Here is a 14,672-nt window from a genome sequence, read left to right as displayed (position 1 = left end):
GGTTTGCTGCGCAAACCTCGGGCCCCGGCCAGCGGCGTCCACACCCCCATCCGCGCCGATGGCGCGGATCGCCCCCTGACTCAGGGGGCTGGCGTGTCTTCGCGCCGCAATCACTCCAGCCTGCCGGCAGGCGCGCTATCGTCGGCGCCAGCCCGCTCATGGAGGTTGCGATGGTCCGTGCGTCCTGGTGTCGCGTTGCCACGAAGATGGCTTGGCCGAGCGTGTTGGCGGCGCTGGCGTTGTCGGCCTGCGGGCAGGCGCAGCCACCGGCCGCCGCTGCGTTGCCGGCGACAACGGCCGAGGCGGTGGCCACACCTGCACCCAGGACGGCAAACGCGGACGACACGGCTGTCGAGCCAGGCGCGCCGGTCGGGCTGCCCGGCGGCTGTGTCCGCGACTACCTGGTGACCCAGTACGGCGACCTCGCGCAACTCGTGGGCACTTGGCCGGGGTTGCCGTTGGCTGACGAACTGGGCGACGACGCGGCCACACGCGAGGTCTGTGCGCGCGCAGCGATCGGCACCCACGATGCGCCGGCCGAGTTCGTCGCCGTCTGCGGCGTGCCCGACGATGCCGGCCACGCCACCACTGCGCGCATCGACCTCTTCGCGCTGCGCGCCGACGGCGCGCGCGCTGTGGCCGATGCACGCGCGCACCTGGTGGACTTCGGCAGCACCGGCGATGTCGCCGATGTCGATGTACGCCGCCTGGGGCCGCATCTGCATGGGTTCGTCATCGAAGACGGGTTCACCGCCCAGGGGCTGACCATCGGCAACACCAGCCTCGTTCTGCCCGACGGCGACAGCTTCACGGTGGCCGCAAGTCTGCGCAGCAGCCTCGACAACCTCGGCGCGATGGCCGGATGCGCGGAGCGCGACGACTGCCCACCCGATACCGGCTACGACCTCACCTTCGAACTCGACGTCGACGCGCGCGACGCCGGCGTCGTCGCCTGGCCCTTGCGCGTGCGCGAATACGGCGAGGCCTGCGGCCGCCGCATCGACCGGACTTACACCGTGCCCTTCGATGCCGCGACGAACGCATGGCGCGTCCCGCCGGTGCTGCAACGCGACGGCTGCGCTTGACGCGATCGCGCGGTCAGCCGTCGTCGCGCACCGGTGCGACGGTCTTGCGGGCCGTCCAGATGCTGCGGTCGATGGTGTCGCCCAGTTCGGGAAAATCCGCCGCGTCCAGCCGCGGCGAGGCGTCGCCGGCACGGAGCTTGCGGTCGTAGTCGCGCGTGAGCTTGATCGCCACGCCCGACAACAGCACCACCGCCACCAGATTCACCGTCGCCATCAGCCCCATTGCCGCGTCCGCGGTGTCCCAGACGATGTCGAGCTTCGCGAAGGCGCCCCAGGCCACCATCGCCAGGCAACCGATGCGCAGCGCGAACAGGCCGGCGCGCCCCCCACGCAGGAACAGGACCGCGCTTTCGGCATAAGCGTAGTTGCCCAAGATCGAAGTAATGGCGAACAGCGACAACGCGACCGCGATGAACGTCGGCCCCCAACTGCCGAAATGCACCGCCATCGCCTGCTGGGTCAGCACCGCACCGTCCCCGCCGACCGGCAGGACACCCGACAGCAGGATCATCAACGCGGTGGCCGTGCAGATCAACAGCGTGTCGATGAAGACGCCGAATGCCTGGATCAGGCCCTGGCTGGCGGGGTGATGCGGCACGGGCGTGGCGGACGCGGCGACATTGGGTGCGCTGCCCATGCCGGCCTCGTTGGAGAACAGTCCGCGCTTGACGCCGTTGAGCAACGCCACCGACAGGCCGCCGAGCATGCCGCCGGCCGCCTGGTCGAGGCCGAACGCGCTGCGCACGATCGTTGCCAGCATCGCGGGCACCTCGCCCAGGTGCGTAAGCACCACCCAACCGGCCAGCAGCAGATAGCCGCACGCCATTGCCGGCACCACCAGCTCGGCCATGCGCGCCACGCGCCGCAGGCCGCCGAAGATCACGGGCGCGGCCAGCACCACCAGCACGCCCGCGACCCACGCCGCATCCACGCCCCAGGCTTCCGACACCGCCTCGGAGATCGAGTTCGCCTGCACGGCGCTGAACACCAGGCCGAACGCCAGCACCAGACAGACCGAGAAGATCGCGCCCAGCCATGGCGCACGCAGGCCCTGCGCCATGTAGAAGGCCGGCCCACCGCGGTAGTGGCCGGCCGCATCGCGGCGCTTGTACAACTGCGCCAGCGCGCTCTCGGTGTAGGCGGTCGCCATGCCGAAGAACGCGACCAGCCACATCCAGAAGATCGCGCCCGGCCCGCCGATGCCCAGCGCGAGCGCCACGCCGACCAGGTTGCCGGTTCCCACGCGCGACGCGAGCGAGGTGCACAACGATTGCAGCGGCGAGATGCCGGCCGGGTCGTCCTCGGTGCCACGGTGCAGGTTGCGCAGCATCTGCGGGAAGCGTCGCAGCTGCACGAAGCCCAGGCGCAGGCTGAACCAGATGCCGACCAACGGCAGCACGCCGACCAGCAGATAGTTCCACAGCACGCCATTGACGGCGGCGACGATCGGCGAGAGACCGCGTTCGACCAGTTGGACCACATCCATCGTCGGTCTGGGCTCCTGTGCACGAAACCACCGAGCCTAGCATTGACGCCTGACGCCGCCCGTGGCGACGGGTGTCGCAGCCCCGGGCGCGCCGACAGCTCAGGCCGCAGGCCTTAGACTGGTGTTCCTTTGGGATATCCGGTCAGTTGCGCATGAAGAAGGTCCTCGTCATCGGTTCCGGCGGCCGCGAGCACGCCCTGGCCTGGAAGCTTGCACAGTCGCCGCAGGTCGGCGACGTGCTGGTCGCGCCGGGCAACGCAGGGACCGCGCGCGAGGCCGGCTGCCGCAACGTCGATGTCGCCGCAACCGACCTCGATGCCTTGCTGGCGCTGGCCCGCGACGAGGACGTGGCCTTCACCGTGGTCGGTCCCGAGGCGCCGCTGGTCGCCGGCGTCGTCGACCGCTTCCGGGCCGCGGGCCTGCGCATCTTCGGGCCGACCGCAGCCGCCGCGCAGCTGGAGGGCAGCAAGGCCTTCGCGAAGGATTTCCTGGCCCGCCACGGCATTCCGACCGCCGCCTATGCGGTGTTCACCGAAGCCGACACCGCGATCGAGTACGTGCGTCAGCACGGTGCGCCGATCGTCGTCAAGGCCGATGGCCTGGCCGCCGGCAAGGGCGTCATCGTCGCCGCCACGCTGGACGAAGCAGAGGCGGCGATCCACGACATGCTTTCGGGCAATGCCTTCGGCAGCGCCGGCGCGCGCGTGGTGATCGAGGAGTTCCTCGACGGCGAGGAAGCGAGCTTCATTTCGATGGTCGACGGCCTGACCGCGCTGCCAATGGCGACCAGCCAGGACCACAAGCGCGTGGGCGACGGCGACACCGGCCCCAACACCGGCGGCATGGGCGCCTATTCGCCGGCACCGGTGGTCACTCCGGACGTGCACGCGCGGATCATGCGCGAAGTCGTCGAGCCGACGGTGCGCGGCATGGCCGCCGACGGCGCAACGTTCACCGGCTTCCTCTATGCCGGGCTGATGATCGACGCCAGCGGTGCGCCGAAGGTCATCGAATTCAACGTCCGTTTCGGCGACCCGGAAACCCAGCCGGTGATGATGCGGCTGACCTCGGATTTCGCCGCGCTCGTCGAGGCCGCGATCGATGGTGCGCTCGATGGCATGCAGGCGCAGTGGGACCCGCGTCCGGCGCTGGGCGTGGTGATGGCCGCCGAGCATTATCCCGACACGCCGCGTACCGGCGATGCGATCAATACCTGGGACACGCCGCCACTGCCCGATACCAAGGTCTTCCATGCCGGCACCCGGCTCGATGCGCACGGCCAGGCGGTGACCGCGGGTGGGCGCGTGCTGTGCGTCGCGGCGCTCGGTGATTCGGTGGCCGACGCCCAGCACCGGGCCTACGGCGAGATCGCCGGCATCTCCTGGCCGGGCGAATTCCATCGCAAGGACATCGGCTGGCGGGCGATCGAACGCGAGCGCGGCTGAGGCCGAACCGCGCCGCCCCGCACGACCGTCCCGCGTCCGCATGCCGTCCCCGATCAACGAGCGCCTGACCCGGTTGTGGGCCCACGAGAAGGCCAGCACTGCCCTGCGCGTGTCGATCGCGTTCGGCGGCGCGATGGCGCTGTGCTGGCATGACCAACAGCTGGCCGCGTTGCCGGCGGTGTTCCTGGGCATCATCGCCAGCGCGATGGCCGAGACCGACGACAACTGGCTCGGCCGGCTCAAGGCGGTGGTGCTGTCGCTGCTGTGCTTTGGCGCAGCGGCCGGCGCGGTCACGCTGCTGTTTCCGTACCCGCTGGCCTTCATCGCCTGCCTGGCCGCCACCACGTTCGCGCTGACCCTGCTCGGCGCACTGGGCGAACGCTACGCATCGATCGCCCAGGGCACGGTGGCGCTGATGCTGTATGCGGCGATCGGCATCGACCAGCATGGCGGCGGTCATGCCGATGCGGCCTGGCGCGACGCGGGGCCCCTGCTCGCCGGCGCCGCCTGGTACGGCGCACTGTCGATCCTGTGGACGATCCTGGTCGCCAATCGCCCGGTCCGCGAGCGCCTGGCCCGGCTGTTCGCCGAACTGGGCCGCTACCTGCAGCTGAAGGCGGCGCTGTTCGAACCGATCCGCGACCGCGACCTGCATGCACGCCGGCTCGCGCTGTCGGAGCAGAATGCGCGCGTGGTCGCCGCGCTGGAGGCCACCAAGAACGCGATCATCAGCCGTTTCGGCCGTTCCGGTCGCCCGGGCGTGCAATCGGGGCTGTACTTCCGTCTGTACTACATGGCGCAGGAATTCCACGAACGCGCCAGTTCGTCCCACTACCCCTACGAGGCGCTGGCCGAGGCGTTCTTCCACAGCGACGTGCTCTATCGCGGCCAACGGCTGCTCGAGCTCCAGGGCCGCGCCTGCCGCGCACTCGGCGAGGCGATCCGCCTGCGTCGCCCGTTCCAGTACGGCGCCGGCACGCGTCAGGCGATGATCGACCTGCGCCAGTCGCTCGACCATCTGCACGCACGCGGCGACGGCCGGCAGACCCGGCTGCTCGCCTCGCTCGAATCGCTGGTGCGCAACCTGCAGGCGATCGACCGCCGGCTGGCCGAGGACACCCTGTCGGATGCGCCGCTGGAGGGCATGGATACGCGCCTGCGCGATGCCTCGCCGCACACCTTGCGCGAGATGGCCACGCGGCTGGCCCGGCAGCTGAGCCCGACCTCGGTGCTGTTCCGCCACGGCCTGCGCATCGCGATCGCGTTGTGCGCCGGTTACGCGGTCATGCACGCAATCGGCGCGCGCAACGGCTTCTGGATCCTGTTGACCATCGCCTTCGTCTGCAGGCCCAGCTTCGGTGCGACGCGCCGGCGCCTGGCGCAGCGCATCGCCGGCACCTTGATTGGCCTGGCCGCGACCTGGGCGTTGATGCAGTTGTTCGTCGGCGTGGAGGTCCAGTTGCTGCTGGCGCTGCTGGCCGCGGTGGTGTTCTTCGTCAGCCGCACAGACCGCTACGCGCTCGCGACCGCGGCGATCACGGTGATGGCCTTGCTGTGCTTCAATCTGATCGGCGACGGATTCGTGCTGATCTGGCCGCGCCTGCTCGACACCCTGATCGGCTGCGCGATCGCCGCGGCCGCCTCGTTCCTGATCCTGCCCGACTGGCGGGGACGGCAACTGCACCTGGTCATGGCCGGGGTCGTCGATGCCCATGCGCGCTACCTGGGCCAAGTGCTGGAGCAGTATCGCAGCGGCATGCGCGACGACCTGCCCTACCGGGTCGCCCGGCGCGACATGCACAACGCCGAAGCGGCGTTGTCGGTGGCCTTGTCCAACCGCCTGCGCGAGCCGGGCCGCTACCGGCGCGACCTCGATGCGGCGTTCCGGTTTCTGGCGGTGTCCAACACCGTGCTCGGCTACCTGTCGGGGCTGGGCGCGCACCGCGGCGCGCTCGACGGCGAGGCCGACGATGCGATGTTCACGGCCGGCGCACGCCTGCAGAGCGCACTGGCCAACCTCGCGGCCGCGCTGTCAGCGCGCCGTGCGCCTCCGGCCGACGACGCGGCCACGGAGGCTGCGTTGGCCGAGGCACTCGAGCGCGCCGGCGATGCCACGACCGACCCGCGGCGGCGGCTGCTGGGTACCCAATTGGCCTTGCTGCTGCGCCTGTTACCCGACCTGCGCGCGGCCGCGGAGGCCGCAAGCACGCCGGCCACTGCGCCCCAAGCCGTGGCTGACCGCTGAGGCGGCGGCGGGGCGGCCGCCGACCCGATGACGGCCGCCACGGCGCATGCCATCCTCCAGGCCGCTCCCACCAGGCCCACCGCATGATCCCAGGCAACGCCACGCTGACCATGTCCGTGCTGATGACCCCGGACATGGCGAACTTCTCCGGCAACGTGCACGGCGGCACGCTGCTCAAGTATCTCGACGAGGTGGCCTATGCCTGCGCCAGCCGCTATGCCGGACGCTACGTGGTGACGCTGTCGGTCGACCAGGTGACGTTCCGCGAACCGGTCCACGTCGGCGAGCTGGTGACATTCCTCGCCTCGGTCAACTACACCGGCCGCACGTCGATGGAAGTCGGCATCAAGATCATCGCCGAGAACATCCAGGCCCGCTCGGTCCGCCACACCAACAGTTGCTTCTTCACGATGGTCGCGGTCGATCCCGAGGGCCGCCCGGTGCCGGTCCCGGCGCGCGAGCCGGCCAGCGCCGAAGAACGCCGGCGCTTCGAACAGGGCCGGCAGCGACGCCAGATCCGCCAGGAGCTCGAGCAACGCTACCGGGCGGTGCGTGGTACGAGCGATGCGCCCCCCTGAGCGCGTCGGCGCGCTGCACGCCATGACGCGCCCTGGTCGGACCGCAATGCCGACCTGCTAGGCTCCGCGCAGTCCGTCCAGGAGCCGCCATGTCAGGCCAGTCCCAGTTCGCCCTGCTGCGGCAGCGGCGCTTCCTGCCCTACTTCACGGTCCAGGCGCTCGGCGCGTTCAATGACAATGTCTACCGGCAGTCGGTGATCGCGCTGCTGTTCTTCCTCGGCGTGGGCACCGCGGAACGCACGCTCTACACCAACCTCGCCCCGGCGCTGTTCATCCTGCCCTACTTCCTGTTCTCGGCGATCGCCGGTCAGATCGCCGAGAAGCTCGAGAAGCAGACGCTGATCGTGATCACGACCGCGATGGAAATCGCGATCATGTCGCTCGCCGCAGTCGGCTTCCTGCTGCAGAGCATGCCGGTCCTGCTGGTCGCGCTATTTCTGACCGGCACCCAGTCGACCCTGTTCGGCCCGGTGAAGTACTCGATCCTGCCCTCGGTGCTGCGGCCCGAAGAGCTCACAGGCGGCAACGGCCTGGTCGAGATGGGCACGTCGATCTCGATCCTGGCCGGCATGATCTACGGCGGGCTGGTGTTCAAGCTCGCCGGCAGCTACGGGCCCGAAGCCGCAGCGGCGTCGGTGGTCGCGCTGGCGGTCGCCGGCAACCTGGTCGCGCGTCTGATCCCGAAGGTGGATGCGGGAGCGCCGACGCTGAAGGTCAATTGGAATCCGATCCCCGAATCGCGGGCGGTGATGCGCCTGGCCAGGCGCCAGTTGGCGGTGCGCAACGCGATCCTGGGCGTGTCCTGGTTCTGGTTCGTCGGCACGGTGCTGACCGCGCAGTTGCCGACCTACGCCGAGATCTATCTGGGCGGCGTGGTCAATGACACCGCGCTGTACATCTTCGCCCTTGCGTTGTTCTCGGTCGGCGTCGGCGCCGGCTCGCTGCTGTGCGAAAAGCTGTCCGGGCGCACTGTCGAGATCGGGCTGGTGCCGGTCGGCGCGTTCGGCATCAGCGCGATGCTGCTCGACCTGTACTGCGCCCGGCCCAGCCTGCCGCCGCAGACCGGCCTGACGATCGCGGCCTTCCTCGAAGGGCCCGGCGGCTGGCGCATCGTCGCCGACCTGGTCGGCGTGGGCCTGTTCACTGGCATCTTCGTCGTCCCGCTGTTCGCCCTGATCCAGAGCCGCACGCCGCGTTCGGAACTGTCGCGGGTGATCGCCGGGCTCAACATCCAGAACTCGCTGTTCATCGTCGCCGCGGCAGTGATCGGCGTGCTGGTGCAACGCGAATCGCTGTCGCTGGGCGGCCTGACGCTGCCGCTGCCGGGCCTGACGGTGCCGCAGATGTTCCTGGGCCTGGCGATCGCCAACCTGCTGGTCGCGATCTGGATCTTCACGATCGTGCCCGAGTTCCTGATGCGGCTGGTCAGCATGGTGCTGGTCCGCACGCTCTACCGGCTGCGCGAGCGCGGCGTCGATCCGGCGATTCCGGCCGACGGTCCGGCGCTGATCGTCTGCAACCACGTGAGCTACATGGATGCGCTGATCCTGTCGGCGGCGATCCCGCGGCCGGTGCGGTTCGTGATGGACCACCGCATCTTCGCCATCCCCGGGCTGCGCTGGATCTTCCGGCACGCCAAGGCAATCCCGATCGCCGGCGCCAAGGACGACCCGGCGCTGATGCAGCGCGCGTTCGACGCCATCGATGCCGCCCTGGCGGAAGGCGAGCTGGTCGGCATCTTCCCCGAGGGCCGGCTGACGAGCGATGGCGAGATCGCCGCATTCCGCACAGGCGTGGAGCGCATCCTGGCGCGTGCCCAGGCGCGCGGCCAACAGGTGCCGGTGGTCGCGCTGGCGCTGCGCGGCATGTGGACCAGCATGTGGAGCCGCCACCACGCGCACGCCCGCGGCCGCTTTGCCCGCATGCGCGTGCCGCGGCGTCTGCGCGCCCGCATCGAAGTCGTTGCCGCGCCGCGGATCGAGGCATCGGCCGATCTCACCGCCGCGGCGCTCGAGGCCGAGGTCCGGGCCCTGCGTGGCGATGCCGCCTGAGCGCGTCGCCCTCTGCCTGCCGATGCCCGGCTCAGGTACGCTTGCGTCCGTTCAGGTCCGCCTGCGCTGCAGGCCAGCCGTTTTGTCGGGAGTCGCACGCCAATCCAGCCACGCCCTCGACGTCAGCACCGAGCATGCTGCCGATGACACGACTCCGCCCCGGCGTCTACATCTCCACGACGCCGTTTCCACCTAGGCTGCACGCGCGGTCCCGAATCCGAGCAGTCCGTCACACCATCCCGCCTTTCTCCAGGAGAGCACCACCATGAGCACCATCCCGCCCCCGCCGCCGCCGAATCCGTACGACGCACCCGGCACCCCGCTGCCCGGCACGCCGATCGCCCCGGGCACGGTGCCCAACCACCTGGCCTGGTCGATCATCGCCACCGTGCTCTCGCTGTGCCTGTGCTGCATCGTCGGCACGATCCCGGGCATCGTCGCGATCGTGTTCTCGGCCAAGGTCAATACGCTGTTGGGCCAGGGCGATCTGGCGGGCGCGCAGCGCGCGTCCAACACCGCCAAGACCTGGTGCTGGGTGACCACCGGCCTGTGCATCATCGGTCTGCTGTGGACGATCTACTCGCTGACGCTGGGCGGCGGCATGGAGCAGTACCAGATGATCTTCGACCAGATCCAGAGCGACATCTGATGTCCCGTGTGCACGGCCAGCGCCCCCTGGCGCGCGTGCGCGCCGCCACCGTCGCCCTTGCGGGCGGCGGCCTGGCGGTGGCGGCGTCTGGCGTCTGGCTGCTGCGCACCTTCGACCCCAATGCACCGGGCAGCCCCTTCCCGCCGTGCATGTTCTACGCCGCGACCGGGTGGGTCTGTCCTGGCTGCGGCCTGACCCGCTGCCTGCATGCGCTGGTCCATGGCGACCTGCCGCAGGCGTTCTCGATGAATCCGCTGCTGCTGGTCTTGCTCGCGCTCTCGCCGCTCGCACTCGCCTGGCGCATGGGCTGGCGACCCGCCTGGCTGCAGCCGGTCGCCGCGCGGTTGTCGACGGCGACGTTCTGGCTGGTGCTGCTGTCGGTCTACTGGGTCGCGCGCAACCTGCCGTGGCCGCCGTTCACCTGGCTGGCGCCCGGCGGGCTCGGCTAAGGACACTCAACCGGCTTGGGCACCGGTCTGCAGCGCGTGCCACCGCGCGATCAGCCAGCGTGAGATCGACAACGCGGGCGACAGCACCAGATCCGGGTTGGCATCGCGCAATGCCGCGCCGACCGCATCGACATCGAACCAGCGCGCGTCCTCGAGTTCGTCGTTGACACGCGGGATGTCAGGCTCGGCATCGGCGAGGAAACCGAGCATCAGCGACGACGGGAACGGCCAGGGCTGCGAGGCGAGATACCGACAACCGCGCACCCGCACCGCGCTTTCTTCGAACACCTCGCGCGCGACCGTCTGCTCGAGCGTTTCGCCCGGCTCGACGAAGCCGGCAAGCGTGGAATAGCGGCGCGGCGGCCAGGCCGCCTGGCGGCCGAGCAGCAACCGCGTGCCATCGGTCACCGCGACGATGATCGCCGGATCGGTGCGGGGGTAGTGTTCAGTGCCGCATTGCGGGCAACGGCCGAGCCAGCCGGCCCGCGCCCACTGCAGCGCTGCGCCGCAAGCGCCGCAGTGGCGATGACGCGCACGCCAGTGCAGCACCGCGCGCGCCTGTGCGAAGGCGGTGGAGTCGCGTAACGGCCACGACGCCGCGGCGCTGCGCAGATCCACGACCCCGTGGACAGACAGGCCTTCGGGGGCATCGCCTGCAGGCAGCGCGAACCAGCCTTGCTCGCCGTGCAGGCCCAGGAACACCGCCGAATCCGGGCGCTCGCCCAGCGCGGTCCCGGTCAGTGCCGGGGGTGCGCCGTCGGCATCGACGGCCGCATCGCCGTGCGCATCGAGCACCAGCACGCGCGCCTGGGGCCATAGCCGCGACAGCGCCGCGCTGTCGGTTCGCAGATGTTCGGCGCGATCGAGCGGCGCCTCGACGAAGCGGAAGTCCATGCCGGGATTATGGCCGGCTGCCGTGTCGCGATGGCGACATCGACCGCAAGGCGCTGGCGCCGGCCGACCGGCAGGCCGGTCAGACCGTGAAGCTGCTGCCGCAGCCGCAGGTCGACTTCGCGTTCGGGTTGCGGATCGTGAACTGCGCCCCGTGCAGGCTCTCGACATAGTCCACTGCGGCGCCCATCAGATACTGCAGGCTCAGCGGATCGACCACCAGTGTGACGTCGTCGGTGACGATCGCCAGGTCGTCCTCGGCGCGCTCCTCGTCGAACTCGAAGCCGTACTGAAAGCCAGAACAGCCGCCGCCCTGGATGTAGACACGCAGGTTCAACGCCGGGTTGCCCTCGCCGTCGATCAGCTCGCGCACCTTGGCCGCCGCTGCAGGGGTGAATTCCAGCGGCCGCTCCAGGGACTGGTAGCCGGGGCCCTCGATGGTCAGCACTTCGCTCATGCCCGACAGGATGGGGGGGCCGGCGGCCGCGTTCAAGGCTCGGGCGCAGAACGCGGCGTCACGTCGGCCCAGCTGAACGCGCGCTCCACGGCCGCGCCGCGGCCCTTGGGCGCAAGCCGCACGGTCACCCGCAGTGGCTGGAAACCGGGCGGCAGCACGATGTCGCCCTCGACCTGCTGGAAGTACTTGAACGCGTACGGCACGCCGGGGGCGTCGGCGCGCTGGCGCAGGTCCGACCAGGCCAGCGTCTGCAGCCGGCCGTTGCGGGTGCCTTCAATCGCCAGCCGCATCTCGCCCTCGCTGGCCGCGTCGCGGGCCAGGCTCTGGGTCAGTGTGGCGGTGTAGTGCCAGCCCTGATCGGTCCGGGGCTGCATGCGCAGTTCGTGGACGCTCAGTTCCCGCCCTTGCGAGGTCGAGCCGACGAAGCGCTCGTAGAACCCCACATCGGCGCGCAGCGCGGCGATTTCCTCGTCGCGTTCGGCCAGCGTTCCCTGCAGTTCGCGGTTCGCGTCGCGGCTGATCTGGTCGGAGCGGGTGAGCGTGGCGACCTGCTGCTGCAGGTCCTCGATCTGGGCGGCCTGTGCGGCGAGCTGGCGTTGCGGATGCGCGGCCCCCGGCGCAAACACCTGCCACGCCCCCCACAGGCCGAACAGCAGCGACACCGCCGTCAGGCCGAGCAGCACGCGCGTCCAGCGCGGATCTTGCGAGGGACGGGCGGACGCGCCTGGCGTGGCGGGCGTCGGGGGCTGCCCGGTGGGCTCGGGTGGAATCATCGGACAAGGTATAGCGAGCGCGGCGAATCGCAGTCAAGCGGCCGTGCTCCCTATACTCGTCGCCATCGTGCGCCGCGCCCCGCGCTGCGGCGAACCGGGAGGTCGCGATGTCGGAAGCCCATCTGTTCGCGATCGGTGTGGTGCTGGCGTGGCTGGCCGGCGTGCGCGCCTATCTGACCGTCTTCGGTGTCGGGGTCGCCGGCGCGCTCGGCTGGCTCGACCTGCCCCCCGCGCTCGAGGCCACCGCCTCGCCCTGGGTGCTGGGCGTGTCGGGCGCGCTGGCGGTGACCGAATTCTTTGCCGACAAGATCCCCGGCGTCGATTCGGGCTGGGACTTGTTGCAGACGCTCGCGCGCGTGCCGGCCGGCGCTTTCCTCGCCGCGGCCGCGCTCTCGCCCGACGGCGACCTGGGCGCCGGGATGCTCGCCACCGGCGCGGGCGTGGCGCTGACCAGCCATGCGCTCAAATCGGGCACGCGGCTGTTGCTCAATCTGTCGCCCGAACCGGTCAGCAACATCGCCGCCTCCTCCACCGAGGACGCGATGACCGTCGGTGCGCTCGGGCTGGTCCTCGCCTCGCCCTGGCTGGCCCTGGCGCTGGTCGTGGCGATCGGCCTAAGCGGCCTGCTCGTGCTGGCCTGGCTGTGGCGACGGCTGTTCGGCCGTGGGCGCACACGCGCGGCCGTCTTGCCGCGCTCCTGATCGCGGCCGGGTAAAGTGAGCGCTTCCCACGCTTCTCGTTCCTCCCCCGCCATGCCCGATCCCGACAAGCCGCAACGCGCGGAGTTCCCCCCCACTGCGTACTGGAGGCGGTGGGCCGCCGACGCCGGCCGTCCGTCGCTGCCCGATGCCGCCGATGTGTCTGCTGCGGAGCCCATGGACGCGGCCGCGACGTTGACCGACGACGGTCGGCCGTACCGGGTCCTGGTCGTCGAGGACGACCCGAGCCAGGCGCTGTTCGCCGAAAGCGTGCTCAACGGCGCCGGCCTGCAAGCGCGCGTGGTGGCGATCGCCAACGAATTCCTGTCGACCGTGGTCGAGTTCGGCCCGGACCTGGTGCTCATGGACCTGCACATGCCGGGCATGGATGGCGCAGAGCTGACCGCGCTGCTGCGCCAGCAGCCCGCGCACCGGCACATCCCGGTCGTGTTCTTGACCGGCGATGTCGACCCCGAGCGCCAGTTCGAGGCGCTGGAAGTGGGCGCCGACGATTTCCTGACCAAGCCGGTCCGGCCGCGCCACCTGGTGTCGGCGGTGCAAAACCGCATCCGCCGGGCCCGCACCCTGCAGCAGATGCCCGATCCGGGTCGCAGCCCGGTCACCGGCCTCAACAGCCGGCTGCAGTTGCTGCAGAAGCTCGCCGAGGCGATCCCGGCGCAGCCGCGTGGGGCGCTGGCGTTTGTCGAGATCGAGGGCATCACCGCGCTACGCGACCGCTACGGCTACGCCGGACTGGAGACCATCCTCACCGATGCCGGCCGCCACCTGCATCATCTGGTCGAAGGCGCGGCCGCCACGCGCCTGAACGACAACACCTTCCTGGTGTTTGCGCCGCAGATCGACCGGACCGCGCTCGACGTCTGGGCACGCGGGCTGCGCGACGGCATCGGTAGCCATCCGTTCCCGCTCGCGGGCCAGAGCCTGCGTCTGCGTGCGCTGATCGGCTACGCCGATCTCGCGCACGCCTATGAGGACCCGGGCACCGCGCTGGCTGCCGCCGAACAGGCATTGCGCGATGCGCGTGGCACGCCGGCCGGGATCGCCGTACACATGCCGGCGCCGCCCGCAGGCGGCGAGGACGCGACCCCGTCGTTGTCGGAAGACCTGCGCGGCGCGCTCGATGAGGGCCGCATCGAACTGGCATTCCAACCGATCGTGTCAGTCGCCGGCGGCGATGAACCGCAGTACCAGACCCTGCTGCGGCTGCGCGGACGCGATGGCGAACTCCATTCGGCCGCGCGCATCCTGCCGGCGGCGGAGCTGGCCGGCGTGCTGTTGGACATCGACCGGCGCGTGCTCGAACTGGCGATCGCCACTCTGGCCGAGCGCACCCAGCGCGGCGGCGCGATGCGCCTGTTCGTGTCGCAATCCTCGCGCAGCCTGGTGCAACCGGGCTATGCCGACTGGCTGTTGCAGCGCCTGCACGAGGCCGGGATACCCGGCGCTGCATTGGTCATCGACGTGCGCCAGGACGATGCGCTGATCCACGCGCTGTCGCTGCAGGAATTCTGCGCGCGCATGGTCCCGGCCGGCGTCCAGCTGTGCCTGGGCCAGTACAGCGATGGCGAAGAGGCCAATGCGCTGCTCGCACAGCTGCCTTTGGGCTTCGTGCGCCTGTCGGGCCGATACTCGCGCCAGCTCGACGAACCGCGCATCCGCGACGAGATGCGCGGCGCGGTCGAACGCGCGCACCGCCTCGGACTGCAGGTGATCGGTCAACAGGTCGAGAACCCGCAGGCCGCCGCGACGCTGTGGATGAGCGGCATCGACTACATCCAGGGCAACCTGGTGCAGCGCGTTGCCGACGCGCTCGACTTCGACTTCCACCACTCGGTGCTGTAGCG

13 protein-coding genes are annotated in these 14,672 nt (G+C 70.4%); 9 read left to right on the top strand and 4 right to left on the bottom strand.

Annotated elements, in window-relative coordinates:
• The first annotated feature begins 206 nt into the window (after positions 1 to 206).
• On the top strand, positions 207 to 1,085 hold the full coding sequence (locus ABE488_RS04915; RefSeq protein ID WP_346447357.1) for a hypothetical protein: 879 nt from the start codon (positions 207 to 209) through the stop codon (positions 1,083 to 1,085).
• A gap of 13 nt (positions 1,086 to 1,098) precedes the next feature.
• Here the strand turns inward: ABE488_RS04915 and ABE488_RS04910 are convergent, their stop codons facing one another.
• On the bottom strand, positions 1,099 to 2,571 hold the full coding sequence (locus ABE488_RS04910) for an alanine/glycine:cation symporter family protein (RefSeq protein WP_346441762.1): 1,473 nt from the start codon (positions 2,569 to 2,571) through the stop codon (positions 1,099 to 1,101).
• A gap of 152 nt (positions 2,572 to 2,723) precedes the next feature.
• Between ABE488_RS04910 and purD the strand changes: the two genes are divergently transcribed.
• From purD to ABE488_RS04880, 6 genes are all read left to right on the top strand, one after another.
• Positions 2,724 to 4,016: a phosphoribosylamine--glycine ligase gene (purD, locus tag ABE488_RS04905; RefSeq protein WP_346447356.1), complete on the top strand. Its 1,293-nt coding sequence runs from the start codon at positions 2,724 to 2,726 to the stop codon at positions 4,014 to 4,016.
• Between the two features lie 40 nt (positions 4,017 to 4,056).
• Positions 4,057 to 6,261, top strand: coding sequence for a YccS family putative transporter (gene yccS / locus ABE488_RS04900; protein WP_346447355.1), 2,205 nt, complete (start codon positions 4,057 to 4,059; stop codon positions 6,259 to 6,261).
• A gap of 83 nt (positions 6,262 to 6,344) precedes the next feature.
• Entirely contained in the window at positions 6,345 to 6,839 is a 495-nt protein-coding gene (locus ABE488_RS04895; protein ID WP_346447354.1) for an acyl-CoA thioesterase, read from the top strand.
• A gap of 89 nt (positions 6,840 to 6,928) precedes the next feature.
• Positions 6,929 to 8,890, top strand: a complete 1,962-nt coding sequence (locus ABE488_RS04890; protein WP_346447353.1) for an MFS transporter — start codon at positions 6,929 to 6,931, stop codon at positions 8,888 to 8,890.
• 265 nt (positions 8,891 to 9,155) lie between these two features.
• A complete protein-coding gene (locus ABE488_RS04885; RefSeq protein ID WP_346441767.1) occupies positions 9,156 to 9,539 on the top strand; it encodes a CD225/dispanin family protein in 384 nt (127 codons plus the stop codon).
• Complete coding sequence (locus ABE488_RS04880; protein WP_346447352.1) at positions 9,539 to 9,988, top strand: DUF2752 domain-containing protein; 450 nt, start codon at positions 9,539 to 9,541, stop codon at positions 9,986 to 9,988. The genes ABE488_RS04885 and ABE488_RS04880 overlap by 1 nt, the downstream gene beginning before the upstream one ends.
• A 6-nt stretch (positions 9,989 to 9,994) precedes the next feature.
• Here the strand turns inward: ABE488_RS04880 and nudC are convergent, their stop codons facing one another.
• From nudC to ABE488_RS04865, 3 genes are all read right to left on the bottom strand, one after another.
• Positions 9,995 to 10,882 (bottom strand): NAD(+) diphosphatase, encoded by an 888-nt coding sequence (gene nudC, locus ABE488_RS04875; RefSeq protein ID WP_346447351.1) that lies wholly within the window; start codon positions 10,880 to 10,882, stop codon positions 9,995 to 9,997.
• 79 nt (positions 10,883 to 10,961) lie between these two features.
• Complete coding sequence (gene erpA, locus ABE488_RS04870) at positions 10,962 to 11,336, bottom strand: iron-sulfur cluster insertion protein ErpA (RefSeq protein WP_047137413.1); 375 nt, start codon at positions 11,334 to 11,336, stop codon at positions 10,962 to 10,964.
• A gap of 32 nt (positions 11,337 to 11,368) precedes the next feature.
• Positions 11,369 to 12,109 carry a DUF6776 family protein gene (locus tag ABE488_RS04865; protein WP_346447350.1) on the bottom strand — a complete coding sequence of 247 codons (741 nt, stop codon included), beginning with the start codon at positions 12,107 to 12,109 and terminating at the stop codon, positions 11,369 to 11,371.
• A gap of 107 nt (positions 12,110 to 12,216) precedes the next feature.
• Here ABE488_RS04865 and ABE488_RS04860 point away from each other — a divergent pair, with 107 nt between their 5' ends.
• A complete protein-coding gene (locus tag ABE488_RS04860) occupies positions 12,217 to 12,810 on the top strand; it encodes a DUF4126 domain-containing protein (RefSeq protein ID WP_346441770.1) in 594 nt (197 codons plus the stop codon).
• A gap of 51 nt (positions 12,811 to 12,861) precedes the next feature.
• The gene (locus tag ABE488_RS04855) at positions 12,862 to 14,670 is read left to right on the top strand and encodes an EAL domain-containing protein (protein WP_346447349.1); all 1,809 of its coding nucleotides are present in this window, start codon (positions 12,862 to 12,864) and stop codon (positions 14,668 to 14,670) included.
• The last annotated feature ends 2 nt before the right edge of the window (positions 14,671 to 14,672 follow it).

This window comes from Luteimonas sp. TWI662, assembly GCF_039673825.1.
Classification (GTDB): domain Bacteria; phylum Pseudomonadota; class Gammaproteobacteria; order Xanthomonadales; family Xanthomonadaceae; genus Luteimonas.
Note: the sequence above shows the minus strand (reverse complement) of the source record. Positions and strands in the feature narration are given on the sequence as shown.

What these genes read in the sequence shown, in the direction of transcription:
- ABE488_RS04915 (WP_346447357.1), top strand. Translation starts at nt 207, where the DNA reads ATGGCTTGGCCGAGCGTGTTGGCGGCGCTGGCGTTGTCGGCCTGCGGG.
- ABE488_RS04910 (WP_346441762.1), bottom strand. Translation starts at nt 2,571, where the DNA reads ATGGATGTGGTCCAACTGGTCGAACGCGGTCTCTCGCCGATCGTCGCC.
- purD (WP_346447356.1), top strand. Translation starts at nt 2,724, where the DNA reads ATGAAGAAGGTCCTCGTCATCGGTTCCGGCGGCCGCGAGCACGCCCTG.
- yccS (WP_346447355.1), top strand. Translation starts at nt 4,057, where the DNA reads ATGCCGTCCCCGATCAACGAGCGCCTGACCCGGTTGTGGGCCCACGAG.
- ABE488_RS04895 (WP_346447354.1), top strand. Translation starts at nt 6,345, where the DNA reads ATGATCCCAGGCAACGCCACGCTGACCATGTCCGTGCTGATGACCCCG.
- ABE488_RS04890 (WP_346447353.1), top strand. Translation starts at nt 6,929, where the DNA reads ATGTCAGGCCAGTCCCAGTTCGCCCTGCTGCGGCAGCGGCGCTTCCTG.
- ABE488_RS04885 (WP_346441767.1), top strand. Translation starts at nt 9,156, where the DNA reads ATGAGCACCATCCCGCCCCCGCCGCCGCCGAATCCGTACGACGCACCC.
- ABE488_RS04880 (WP_346447352.1), top strand. Translation starts at nt 9,539, where the DNA reads ATGTCCCGTGTGCACGGCCAGCGCCCCCTGGCGCGCGTGCGCGCCGCC.
- nudC (WP_346447351.1), bottom strand. Translation starts at nt 10,882, where the DNA reads ATGGACTTCCGCTTCGTCGAGGCGCCGCTCGATCGCGCCGAACATCTG.
- erpA (WP_047137413.1), bottom strand. Translation starts at nt 11,336, where the DNA reads ATGAGCGAAGTGCTGACCATCGAGGGCCCCGGCTACCAGTCCCTGGAG.
- ABE488_RS04865 (WP_346447350.1), bottom strand. Translation starts at nt 12,109, where the DNA reads ATGATTCCACCCGAGCCCACCGGGCAGCCCCCGACGCCCGCCACGCCA.
- ABE488_RS04860 (WP_346441770.1), top strand. Translation starts at nt 12,217, where the DNA reads ATGTCGGAAGCCCATCTGTTCGCGATCGGTGTGGTGCTGGCGTGGCTG.
- ABE488_RS04855 (WP_346447349.1), top strand. Translation starts at nt 12,862, where the DNA reads ATGCCCGATCCCGACAAGCCGCAACGCGCGGAGTTCCCCCCCACTGCG.